Origin of the sequence: Marivita sp., from assembly GCF_051251565.1 — a bacterium.
Classification (GTDB): Bacteria; Pseudomonadota; Alphaproteobacteria; order Rhodobacterales; family Rhodobacteraceae; genus Marivita.
Window position 1 is genome coordinate 213652 of the sequence record NZ_JBPOFB010000001.1, and the last position, 13287, is coordinate 226938.

Genomic DNA, 13287 nt, shown 5'->3' on the forward strand with positions numbered 1-13287 from the left:
AAAGATCAATGCCATGGGTCTCAGAGTGAGACGCAGGAAGCGATCGCAATCGTTGGAATGTCGTGCCACCTGCCGGGTGGAAATCGGTCCCCAGAAGAGTTCTTTGATTTCCTTCTGAAGAAAAAATGTGGCGTCGTCGTAATCCCCGATGATCGTTGGGATACTGGCGTCTTTTTTGACCCCAACAGCCACGCGATTGCCAAATCTGTTAGCAAATGGGGCGGATTCGTGGAGGGCATCCGCAATTTTGATGCCAAGTTTTTTGGTATTTCGCCACGCGAAGCGGCAGGCATGGATCCACAGCAGCGGATGGTCTTGCAAAGTGTTGTCGAAGCGATGTTCGATGCCCAAATTCCGCTTGAGGACTTCACGAAGCATCGCACCGGGGTCTTTATCGGGATCTCGCAATCCGAATATCGGACGTTGCAGGAAATGCGTGTCACCAGCAATGAAGCCTATGCTGGGACGGGCTATGCGCTTTGTATCACAGCAAACCGCGTGTCGCACCGTTTGAACCTGAATGGACCAAGCTATGCGGTCGATACGGCGTGTTCGTCATCGTTGACGGCCCTGAACCAGGCTGTTCAGAACCTCCGAACCGGAACATGCGACATTGCTGTCGTGGGCGGGGTCAATGCGCTGACCCATCCGTCGTCATTTCTGGCGTTTTCAAAAGCGGGGATGATTTCGCCGACGGGGCAGATTTCCACGTTTGACGCATCTGCGAATGGGTTCGTGCGTGGCGAAGGGGTGGGCACGGTCATCATCAAGACTTTGCGCAAGGCGCAGATCGACGGAGACCGGATTCACGCTGTGATCCATGGCACTGCGGTCAACCAAGACGGCGCAACCAACACGATCACTGCGCCGAACCAGACCGCACAGATCTCGATGCTGCGAAACCTGTTTAACAGCGTTGATATCACGCCTGACCAGATCGGCTTTGTCGAAGCGCATGGAACCGGAACGCCCATCGGCGACCCGATCGAGGCGGGCGCGATTGGTACGGTTATTGGACAGAATTCGCCCGACCACCCGGTCTTTGTCGGATCAAGCAAGGCCAATGTCGGCCATCTGGAAAGTGGCGCGGGCATCACCGGTTTGATCAAGGCGGCAATGGCGGTGAAGACGGGGATTGTGCCGCCCAACATCCACTTCAAAGACCCCAATCCGCATATCCCCTTCGATGCGCTGAATCTGCGTGTGCCGACCAAACCCGAAGAGTTTCCCGACACAGACGGCAGGCGCTATGCGGTTGTGAACTCTTTCGGCTTTGGGGGGGCGAACGCTTGCGCGCTGATATCATCCGCGCCTGATGCAAGTTTTGACCATCATCCCGTTTCGGTGATGCCCAAGGCCACCAACTTGGTCCCGGCGGCCGCGGGCTTCCCGTTTGTGTTTCCGCTGTCGGGTGCCACGCCAGAGGCGCTTCAGGCGAACGCGGGGGCTTTGCTCAAGGCGATGGGAGCACGGGGCAAGTTGGAACATACACCGCTGCGCGACATCTCGGCGGCGCTGGCGACCAAGCGCAGCCATTTTATGTACCGCGCCGTTATTTTGGTGCGGACCGAAAAGGACCTGAAATCTGCCCTGCGGGCCTTGGCGGCGGGCAAAACGGACATCGACACTGTTGTGATGGGCCAGATCAAGGGCACATCAAAGCTCTGTTTTACGTTCTCGGGTCAAGGCAGCCAGTGGTGGGCCATGGCGCGCAACCTGCTGGAAGACAGCCCAGTGTTTTCCGACGCGGTGGATGCGTTTGACGCTGAATTTCTGCCGGTTTCCGGCTGGTCCATCCGAGAAGAGCTGGCAAAGGATAAAGACAGCACCCGCATCGACGACACAACGGTCACCCAGCCTGCGCTTTTTGCGATTCAGTCCGGCCTCGCCGCGCTGTGGAAAGCCTTGGGTGTTGAGCCGGACATGGTCGCTGGGCACTCTATTGGCGAAGCTGCCGCCAGCTATGTTGCGGGGGGCTTGTCGCTGAGTGGTGCGGCCAAGTTTCTGTCCAAGCGGGGCACGATCCGGGACCAGCTTGGGGCCAAAGGCGCAATGGCCGCCATTGGCCTCAACCATGTCCAGGTTGAAGCGCTTTTGCCCAAGGATGGAACGCTTGGCATTGCTGCGATCAACGGTCCGGGGTCGACCACGATCAGCGGGGATTTCGATGCGCTGCATGTGTTTGTTGATGAGTTCCAGATCACTCATCCCAATACGTTTATTCGCACCCTGACCGTCGATACGGCGTGGCATTCCCATCATCTGGATGCTGGTGAAGCGTGGTTCTGTGCGGAAATGGCGTCAATTGACTGGGCGGTTCCCACCTTGCCGTTCATTTCCACCGTGACGGGCCAGCCGGAAACGCGTTTCGACACCGACTATGGATGGCTCAACCTGCGCAAGCCGGTGCGCTTTCAGGCGGCGGTCGAAACGGCCCTGTCGTTCGGGACGACCACATTTATTGAGCTTGGACCTGCGGGAACCCTTGCCGGACCAACGAAAAGCACCGCGCTTGAGGCGGGCGCCAATGTGACGGTCCTGCATTCGATCAACCGCAAAGACAATGACTTCGACGCGATGGCCCACGCCGCCGCAACCCTGTTTGTCGAAGGACACCCGCTAAGATGGCGGGCAATCACAGGGACCCCGGAACATCATGTGCCTTTGCCTGCGCATGTCTGGATTGAAGAAGAATTCTGGCAGGATTCCGAAGAAAGCCGGGATCTCTTTTTCAAGCCGATGCAGCATCCATTCCTTGGATTTGCGGTGCGTGGCACCCCGTCAAGCTGGATGTCCGAAATCAATCTGCGCGCGTATCCCTATCTCAAAGATCACCGTATGCAGTCCGAGGCATTGTTCCCAGCGGCGGGCTATCTGGACACGATGATTGCGCTGTGCCGTCGCAAGTTTGGGGCGGGCAAGACGATCGAACTTGAAAACGCGATCATCCACGAAGCCTTGTTCATGCCGGATGAACAGGACGTGCTGTTCAGCAATGTCTATGATCCCGAACGCAAGCGGATCAAATTCTATTCGCGGGCCCGCGATATCGAGGACGAATGGGTGTTGCGAAGTGAAAGCACGGCGCGAGTGACGGACGTGCCGCCACCGGCGGAAAAGCGTCTTGATCCGACACATCCCAGTTTTGTGAAAATTCCCTTGGATTTCGTCTATGACGAAGGCCTGCTGCGGGGGTTTGTCAATTACGGAGACACGTTCCAGACCATCAAGGAGGTCTGGATGTCGCAAAGCAAAACCTACGCGCGTCTGGCTCTCAAGGATACGGGCTATTCCACCCGCAACAGTCATCATCTTCACCCAACTCTGCTGGACGGATGCCTACAGCTTCTTGATCCGAATCTCACACGCAAGGCGTTTGAGAAAGGTCAGCGCGCTGGCGATTCGGTGACGCTGCCTGTCGGTTGTGGACGCATTCGGGTTTACGCCGATTTCCCGGACGAGGTGATTGTCGAGGCCGACCAGTTCAAGAAACGCGGCGACGGCGAAAGCGTCGGCTTTACGGTTTATGACCTTGATGGCAATGTGCTTGTGACGGTGACGGATATGCGGGTGAAATTCCTGCCTGCCAAGAAAGCCGCCACCGACAGCGACAAGGTGCCTGCGCATTTCGTGCGCCAAGAGATTGTAGAGATCCAGGCCCCGGTTGCGCCCGAAACGCCTGACGGGACATGGATCGTCCTGGAGGATGAAAGCCCTCGTGGTGCCCCTATCGGAACAGCGCTGGAGACTTTGGGCGCAAACGTCCGGTGCTTGCCCCGCGCATCGCTGGGTGACAATCCCGGCGACGCATTGGTCGATGTCCTTGGGCAAGAGATCGAGGATGGCAAGATCGCAGGGATCGTGGTGACGTGGCCACTGACGATGCCCGACATCAGCGAAGACACATCCGTCGATGTGCTTTTCGATCCGCTGGAGGCCTGTACGAAAGATCTGATCTCGCTGGGTGAGCTTTTGGATTATTCCCGCGCAGGCACCAACCGATTGCCGAATATCGTCGTGTTGACATCCGGCGCGTATCCGGACGGCAGCGCACACGCATTGAACAGCCGTATCCTGTCGCAGATGCCATTGGCCAGTCTCGTACGGGGCTTGTCGACCGAAACACCCGAATACGCGTTCCGTGTCATTGATGCCGACGCTGTATCGCTCAAAGACGCAAATCGGATTGCCGAGCATATCCTGACGCCAAGTGCCGAAACCGAGATGATCTTGCGTGATGGTTTCGCTTTTGCGCCACGGCTGGTCCATGTGCCGCAGGAGGATTTCGCCCCGAAGCTGCTTCGGGTGACACAGGACGACATCCAGACCAATTTCCACGCAACCATGCAAACGCCCGGTGTGATCGACAACGTCGAACTCGCGGAAATCCCGCTTGTCCCGGTTGGGGAGGGTGAGGTGCGCGTGCGCATCGCGGCGGTGGGGTTGAATTTCCGCGATATCATGGCGGTTACGGGCCTTTTGCCCGCCGAGGCCGAGCCGGAACCCGCGTGGCGAAACCTTGGGCTTGAGTTCGGTGGTATTGTAGAGACCGTTGGCGATGGCGTGACCCAGTTCAAGCCGGGTGATCGGGTGATGGGGTTGGGGCGGCGGTGCTTGCAGCGGTTCATGACGACGGATGCGCGCGCGCTGACGCTGGTGCCAGATCACATCTCGCTTGCCGAAGCCTCGACCATCCCAAGTGCTTTTGCGACGGCGCATTATGCGCTGAACCATATTGGACGGATGCGAAAAGGGGATAAGGTCTTTATCCATGTGGCCACGGGTGGCGTGGGAACGGCTGCTGTTCAATTGGCCCAAGCCGCAGGCGCCGAGATTTTTGCCACGGCAGGAAGCCCTGAAAAGCGGCGCATCCTGCGCCAGCAAGGCATCCCGCATGTCATGGATTCCCGCACATTGAAGTTTGCGGACGATGTGATGAGGATCACCAAGGGAACCGGGGTTGATGTGCTGCTCAATTCCTTGCCCGGTGATTACATCACCAAGGGTCTTGATATCATGGCACCGTATGGGCGCTATCTCGAAATCGGGAAACGCGATGTCTACGAAGATGCGTCGATCGGGATGAAAGCGCTGCGGCGCAACGTGTCGCTGAGCGTGCTGGACCTTGCCGCGATGGGATTGGAACGCCCGGATCTGATGAGCGACCTGTTCGCCGAACTGTCCGAGATGTTGGATGCCAAGACGCTTGCGCCTTTGCCATTGACCGAGTTTCCAATCAGCCGGATCAGCGATGCCATCCGATACATGAGCCAAGCCAAGCATGTCGGGAAAGTCGTCGTGTCCTTGGAAGAGGATGCCTTCGAAGTGCGCCGGGACGTGAATCGCCCGGTGTCGCTCTTGGCAGATGGCAGCTACCTGATCACTGGCGGGACCAGCGGCTTTAGCCTTAGCGTCGCCGATTGGTTGTCACGGGCAGGGGCCGGGCATCTTGTGTTGGCCTCGCGCTCTGGCACGGTGTCCGCAGCGGACGAAAAGAACGTCGCCAGGATGCGCAAGCGCGGCACGGATGTGTCCGTGATCGCGCTTGATATCACCAAAAGCGATGCCGTCAGCCGTTTTGTGAACGAAAGCCTTGATAGTGATCGTCCCTTGAAAGGGGTCGTGCACGGCGCTGCTGTCATAAAGGACGGGCTTGCCAATCAGTTGACGTCAGACATGATCACCGATGCCCTGTCCCCCAAGGTCAAAGGAGCATGGAACCTGCATCGTGCCTTTGCCCAAGCGGGCGCGGAGCCGGATTTCATGATCGGGTTTTCGTCGATTGCACAGGTTGTTGGATCAGCGGGTCAGTGCAACTACATCGCTGCGAATGCGTTTCTGGATGCGCTTGCCGCCTACCGCACATCTCTGGGGCGGTGCGGCACCGCAATTGACTGGGGGGTCATCGCCGACGCGGGGTTTGTCACGCGAAACGCCGGGCTGGCCTCGTATCTTGAAAGCGTCGGACAGTTCGGTCTGGTTCGCAAGGACGCAGACCGTGCGCTGGAATGTGCCATTGCACGCGATACGCCGACTTTCCTGTTTGCCCGTGCGGACTGGGCACAGGTGGCCCGCGCCAATCCCGCACTTGGCAACAGCCCCCGAATGTCGGGCCTGCTGATGAACGAAAGCGGCGGCGCAACGCAGGTGCGGTCACGATTGATGGTGCTGGATGGTCCAGAGCTTGTCGCGGCGGCAGAAGACTACATCAAGGACGAAATCACCTCGGTTCTCAAGATCGACAAAACCACGATCCAATCTGAACGCCCGATGAGCGAACTTGGCCTCGACAGCCTGTCTTCGTTCGAGCTTAAGGTCAGGATTGAAACCGCGCTTGATACGACGATCCCGGTGTCGAAATTCCTGCAAGCACCGTCCATTGCAGAGCTCGCGATCATGCTGTCCTCCGAGATCAATGGCATGCAAAAGGCCGAGGCTGCCGCGCTTGAGGCAGGGGACGCGTCTGAAACAGCTGGCGCAGAGACGCAGCAGCACAAGGGTGTGTTTGCCAGCAACCTGCAAATGGGCCTGATGCGGGATTGCCTGTCACCCCGTACATCCGAGATCGCAAAAACAGCGATGGAACATCATAGTCAGCACCGTCTGGTTGCACCTTGCGATTTGGCGGATCTGGCCAAGGTGCTGCGCCAGATCGAAAAGCGTCACCCGCTCCTGACCATGCGCATGGACGCCAACGGCCATATCCACATGGATGGTCCGGGCATCACCCTGTCCGACGGGATCGACGCGCGCTTGCTTAACGTCGCGCAGGGCGAACTCGTGCGGGTGTGTTACCATCTGGTTGACGGTCAACCGCATCTGGACGTGCGGCTTCACTCTGTGGTTGGAGATCGGGTCTCTGCCGATATTTTGGGCCACGAGCTTGAGGACGCGTTGTCCGGCAAACCCCTTGCCAGGCCTGTGTCGTACCGGCGCATTATGTCTTGCCTTGGCGACATGCGGTATGATCCGGAAACACCGATGGCCCAGCGGGATCGATCATTCTGGTGGTACGCTTTGTCCACATCTACGCCAAACCCCGTGCCTTTCGCCAAACGTAGCCGTGCGCTGTTGCCTGCAATTGCAGGGCGAAATCACGGTGCGGCAAAAGCAATCGATGTCACGCTACCGTTCTCGCGGTCATTGTCGGCGGTCTTGTGCGCCTTTGCACATTCTGTGCGACAGGCGACGGCCAGCAAGGGTCCAATGATCATGGGGCGGAAAATATCGCTTCGATCAAAACTTCCTGACGGAGCTGCTATCGGTCCGTTTGAAATCGAACAGCCGCTATTGGTGCCGCATGACCGTGCCGACGGTGTGGCATTGGCGCAGTTTGAGCGTATTCTGGAAGCATCCGCGGCGCATACCGCGTTTGACAGCTCTGCCGCGGCAGAAGCATTTTCGAGCGATCTTGCGGCATGGAACACCTCGCCGTTCCAAATCCTGGTTGAGCCAGTTGACGCGCTTTCAAAGGAGGCTCCAAACGCGCTTTTGCATGATCTCTGGCTTCAGGTGAAATCGTCAAAGGACCAAACACAGATGCGTTTGATCTATGATGAAGATGTGGTGACCGCGCAAACCGCGCAGGCGATCCTTGAGGGGTTGGCCGTGTGCGAAAAACCCGTGGCGTTGGTGTCGTGATGAAAGGAACTGTCATGGCGCTGGCGTATTCATGACTTCGCCCCTGCGGTCCTCTGCCAAATCCGAAGTTTACCCGGCTTCGATCAAACAGAGATACATGCTGGACCAGGTGACGAATCCGGCCTGCCCCGAAGATTTGCGCCTGCGCTGGATCGTATCCCACGTGGTATTGGTGCGTCCCAGGATTGATGTGCGCCGGTTTCGGCGCGCGGTCGACAAAGTCAGTATCCGCCACGACAGTTTGCGCACCCGCTTCGACAGGGTTGGCGATGTATGGCGCGCCCATATTGATCCTCCGGGCCGGGACATGATCCGCGAGATTGACCTTGGTGACTTGGAAGACGGCGCGTTTCATGCGGCTTTGTCCGGTCTGGTGAACGCACCGATGGAGGTGGTGGACGCGCCGCTGGCGGAAATGATCATCGCCAAATGCGGGTCGCGGGGCGATGCGCTTGTCACACGGGTGCATCACACGATCACAGATGGGTATGGCATGATTGTTCTGATCGAAGATCTGCTGAAATACCTGATCGGTTTGCCCGTCCTTGGGGATGCAGTGTCTTTTGGCGAATACGTGACGCGGTACCAATCACCCTTGCCCAGCAAGGTGGCCGAAACGGATGCGTTCTGGCGGGGCATGCACCGCGATTTCCCGAAAGCGCCGCATGTCGGGCGCAAGGCCAAAGGGCTGCCGCCGCTCTTTGATTGCATGGGCGAGATCGAGCAGCGCATGATTGAATTCCGCGCAACCCCCGACAGCATCGCACGCCTTGAGGCGCAGGCGGTCTCGGCCAAACTTGGGCTAAACACTTTCTTTATGGCTGGGCACCTTGAGGCACTGTGCAATCAATATGGCATGGATCGAGTTATGTTCATGACACATGTCGCGCGATCCAATCCAGCTTTGACGACATATATGGGCGATCACACGTTGGATCCGGTGTTGCTTCATAAACAATGCGGTAAGAAAGACATCGTTCCAGCGACGCGGTATTTGAATGCTTTGATGCATGACGCTATGGCGCACCTCCCGTCTGATTTTGCCCGTCGCGGCACGGACTACGAAGCGGACCTTATCGAAACCGGTTGCTACCCTAGCCAGTTCAGTATCCACAATCCACGCGCGAGCGTCCGAGAAAAGCAATCGGTGTTCAGTCAGGGCTTGAAAGCCAAATTTGGAGAAGAACAACGACTTGGTCCGTTCGCGGTGACCAGCTTAAATGTGCCAAGAGTCAGCCGTATCCTGGCAGAGTTGCAGGTTGTTTTGGGAAATGATGATATACTTGCCGGCTTTCACATCGCCTATGACGGGATGGCCTTTACCACGGAAGAAATACAGCAGTTGGGCGAAACCTGTTTCGACCTTCTCGGGCTGGACCTGGTAGAGGTGGATACGGCATGACGCACGACCCGACCCTGCCAAAGCGCGCGGACCTGCGCGAATTTGGGTTTCATCCCCTGTCGCTTCGGTTGTGGCACGGAATGGCGCTGGATGCGTGGCTGCGGATGATGTGGGGCAATTGGCACCTTGTCTCGGTACGGCGCTATCCGCTGGCTGTGACTATCACGATATTCAGCGTGTTCAACCTGTTTCTCAAATGGGTCAGTGTTTTGGTGTACGGACGCCGGTTGCGCGCCGTCGTAATCGAACCCGATCCCATCTTTATCGTCGGCCATTGGCGCAGTGGCACAACGTGGTTGCACCACTTGTTCATGATGGACCCACGCTTTGCTGCACCGACTCGCGCAGCTTGTTTCTGTCCTGAATTTTTTCTCGTCGTGCAGAAAACCATCAAGCCGCTGCTGCAGGCGTTGCTGCCGAACAAGCGGCCGATGGACAATGTTGATCTTGATCTCGACAAGGCCGAGGAGGACGAAATCGGAATTTGCCTGTCCGGTGCCGCGTCGTCCTACCGAACTTTGCTCTTCCCGAGCGAATCTCCGGTCTTGCTTTTCAGTCCCGAAGACATGGGGTCACACGAGGCCGCCATCTGGCGCAAGAAATGGCTCGATTTTCTGCGTCGCGTCCAGTTTGTGAATCCTGAAAAGCGGTTGGTTCTGAAGTCACCCACGCATTCTCTCAGGATCCCGGAAATCCTGCGGCTGTTTCCAAATGCAAAATTCATCCACATCCGCCGCGATCCGCGCAAGATTTTCCTGTCGGAACGGCATACGAACCAAGCCATGGAAACCGTCTGTGCGTTACAGGATCGCTTGCCCGTCAGAGTGGAATGGGCAGAGAACAAAGTCGCTGACATGGTCGCCTTTCATGAAAAGCTCGAAGCGGATCGCGGTCTTGTCCCGGCGGAGAATTGGACATCGCTGCGCTATGAAGATTTGCGCTCGGCTACAATTCCAAGCCTTAGAGGTGTCTACGACGCGCTCAAGCTTGGTGGCTTTGATGCTGTGCAGTCCAAGATCGGAACGCCATTGGAAACACCCAAACCCTACAAGCCCAACACCTACGATCTGGATGAGGACACGCGCGTCTTGTTGGACCGCGAATTTGCGCACCTGTTCGATCTTTATGGCTATGCACCCGTACCGTCACAGCCGGTTGTCGCCAAATGACAGCAGCGGCGCGGCTGACCGATGTTATTTTCCGTAAGAGGCATCTTTTTCTTGGGTTTTTTCTTGGGCTGGTCGCGTTTTTGGCAGCCGGTGTTCCGCGGCTTGAAATGTCGTCCAACAGCCGTGGCTTCTTTGGGCCGCACAACGCTGAATACCTTGATCTGCTACATCTCGACGAGACATATACCCAGTCCAATACGCTTTTGCTGATGGGGGTGCCGCCCAAGGGCGATGCCTTTTCACCTGAAAACCTGACCGTTCTGCGCCAAATGACCGAAGACCTCTGGCAAATGCCCTATGTCTTGCGGGTGGAATCCCCCAGCAACCATATGCATTCCTATGCGCAGGGTGATGAAGTCCTTGTTGAGCCGATGTTGGACGAGTTCGCCGAGATCACACAAAGCTCTGCGGGTCGGTTCACGGAACTGGCCTTGGCGTCAGACAGGCTGCGCAACACGCTGTTGGCCGAAGATGGCGAGGCCTTTGGCATTGTCATTCACTTTGTTCTGCCGGACGATGAACCTGATGCACAAGACGAGGTCTCGCAATTTTTGACCGATCTGCGCGCGTCATGGGCTGCGCAATATCCTGACTGGACGGTCCACGCGACGGGCGGCATTCTTGGGAACAGTCTTCTGGCGCGTGTGGCGATTGAAGATGTCACATACCTTGTGCCGCTGGCATTGTTGGCGGTGATTGTTCTGTTTGCCCTGACGCTTGGATCCCTGTTGGCGGTCGGAGCGCTGGTTCTGGTGCTGGCCAGCGCAACCCTTGCGACATTCGGATTTGCCGGCTGGACAAACGTGGTGTTGACGGCGGGAACCGCGATCAGTCCGATGGCTGTGCTGGTTCTGGTGTCGACCAGTTGCATCCACATCGTGATCAGCACGATCCGGGCAACGGAAAAAGGGCAAGTGGATGACCCACTGCGCTATGCAATCGAAAACAACTTGGCACCGGTCAGCGTCAGCCATCTGACCACGGCCCTAGGGTTTTTATGCCTGAATTTCGCGCCGTCACCACCGCTAGCGGATATGGGCAATATCGTTGCCTTTGGCCTTCTTATTGGCCACCTGGCTGTGTTTACGCTCTTGCCTGTTATACTGATCCATAAACCACCCTCCAAGGTCGGGCTTTTGATGGTTGCAGGCGACTCCATGCGCACGTTTGCGGTCTGGGTCCTGCGGCACAGCCGCCTGTGGCTTGTTGTGTTCGCGGTGAGTGGGATGCTGGCGGCCATCGGCGTTGCGCGTATCGGGTATGACGATCACGTCATCCGCTATTTTGATCTGAGATACGAATTCCGGCAAGATGCGGAGGCCATTCAGACTGACCTGACAGGTCTGGATTCTCTGCAATTCTCGTTTCAAGCCCCAGAGGGTGCCAGCGTCTTTGACCCGGAATTCCTGCGGTCGGTTGATCGGTTTGCGGTTTGGCTGGAAAGCCAACCCAGTGTGGTTGCGGTGAATGCCCTGACCGAAGTTATCAAGGACCTGAACCAAAGCATGAGTGGCGATGACCCTGCCGCCTATACAATTGCCGATACGCAACCCGCCAATGCGCAGCTTTTGATGTTCTATGAACTGTCCTTGCCACTGGGCATGGACCTGACCACGATCATGGATGTTGAACGCACACAAACCCTGCTGAATGTGACGCTGTGCGCGCCGCATAGCGATGTAACCCGCAATCTTGCCGAAACGGCAGAGCGCTGGCTGGCCGAGAATGAACCCCAGATCGCTACCCGTGCTGCCGGTCTTGCCATTGCGTTTGCGCGTATTTCTGAACGCAACAATTCGCAAATGCTGTTCGGTTTCCTGACCGCGCTGTGCCTGATTTCGGTGACCCTGATCGTGACACTGCGCAGCGTACGCTACGGATTGATCAGCCTTGCGCCAAACCTTGCCCCCGCGTTGTTGGCCTTTGGATTTTGGGGGCTCACTCTTGGCGACGTCAATCTTGGGTCAACAGTGGTCACGACCATGACCTTTGGGATCGTGGTGGACGACACGATCCATTTTCTGATGCATCACTTGCGAAACCGTCGACGCGGACTCGGGACACAAGAGGCGTTGGAAGACACGTTTGCGGTAGTAGGATCATCGATCACCCTGACATCTGTTGCCATGATCTTGGGCTTCAGCATCATGGCGGCATCGGGGTTTTCGATCAACCAGCATATCGGTATGTTGACGGCAGTGGTGATTGTCTTTGCCTTATTGTGCGATCTGGTTTTGCTGCCGTCGATTATAAAATTAACCCAAGAGGACAAATGATGACCTTGATCCGACGCAGTTTTCTTGCAGCTACGCTCGGGCTTGCTGTCCTTGCGACGGGAATGGCCCATGCTGAGACCGCAGAACAACGGGGCTTGCGGTTGGCGACCGAAGCGTCTGATCGCACGGGCGGGTATCAGGACATCAGCAGTTCTGGAGAAATGATCCTCAAAACTTCCAGCGGCCAATCCGCAACGCGCCGGTTTGACAGCAGTTGGATTTCGACCGGCACTGATGCATCCCGGACCCTTTTGGTGTTTCGTTGGCCCGGTGACATTCGCAATACTGCGCTGCTGACGCATGTCTATGCAGGCAAAAACGACGATCAATGGCTTTTTCTGCCCGCAATGGAACGGGTGCGCCGGATCAGCGGGTCGGGGCGGTCTGGATCGTTCGTTGGCAGTGAATTCGCCTATGAGGATATGGTAGACCAAGAAGTCGACAAGTTCAGCCACACATGGGTCGCGGATGAGCGGTGTCCTGCCTCTGGTACCTGCCATGTGATTGACCGCGTTCCCACGACGAATTCTGGCTACAGCCGTCAACGTATCTGGCTCGATGCAGCCGAGCTGCGGCTGCAACAGGTCCAGTTTTTTGATCGCCGCGGTGCGCATTTGAAGACGCTCTCGATCAGCGGGTACCGCAAGTATAACAATCGGTTCTGGCGGGCGTCTCAGATGAACATGGTCAATCATCTGACAGGGGCAAGCACCCAGTTGATGTGGGGCGACTACCAGTTCAATCAGGGTTTGTCGGCCAGCGAATTTACCACGAACGCGCTGAAACGCATCCGCTGACG

5 protein-coding genes are annotated in these 13287 nt (G+C 57.1%); all 5 read left to right on the forward strand.

What is annotated here, in order from left to right; all coding sequences use genetic code 11:
* Positions 1-57: 57 nt before the first annotated feature.
* The 5 genes from ACSHXH_RS01070 to ACSHXH_RS01090 are packed head-to-tail and all read left to right on the forward strand — an operon-like array spanning position 58 to position 13285.
* On the forward strand, positions 58-7641 hold the full coding sequence (locus ACSHXH_RS01070; RefSeq protein ID WP_435670175.1) for an SDR family NAD(P)-dependent oxidoreductase: 7584 nt from the start codon (positions 58-60) through the stop codon (positions 7639-7641).
* Between the two features lie 31 nt (positions 7642-7672).
* Complete coding sequence (locus ACSHXH_RS01075) at positions 7673-9043, forward strand: condensation domain-containing protein (RefSeq protein ID WP_435669897.1); 1371 nt, start codon at positions 7673-7675, stop codon at positions 9041-9043.
* Positions 9040-10212, forward strand: coding sequence for a sulfotransferase family protein (locus ACSHXH_RS01080; protein WP_435669898.1), 1173 nt, complete (start codon positions 9040-9042; stop codon positions 10210-10212). The genes ACSHXH_RS01075 and ACSHXH_RS01080 overlap by 4 nt, the downstream gene beginning before the upstream one ends.
* Positions 10209-12488, forward strand: a complete 2280-nt coding sequence (locus tag ACSHXH_RS01085) for an efflux RND transporter permease subunit (RefSeq protein WP_435669899.1) — start codon at positions 10209-10211, stop codon at positions 12486-12488. Before ACSHXH_RS01080 ends, ACSHXH_RS01085 begins: the two co-directional genes overlap by 4 nt.
* Positions 12488-13285, forward strand: coding sequence for an outer membrane lipoprotein-sorting protein (locus ACSHXH_RS01090; RefSeq protein WP_435669900.1), 798 nt, complete (start codon positions 12488-12490; stop codon positions 13283-13285). The genes ACSHXH_RS01085 and ACSHXH_RS01090 overlap by 1 nt, the downstream gene beginning before the upstream one ends.
* The last annotated feature ends 2 nt before the right edge of the window (positions 13286-13287 follow it).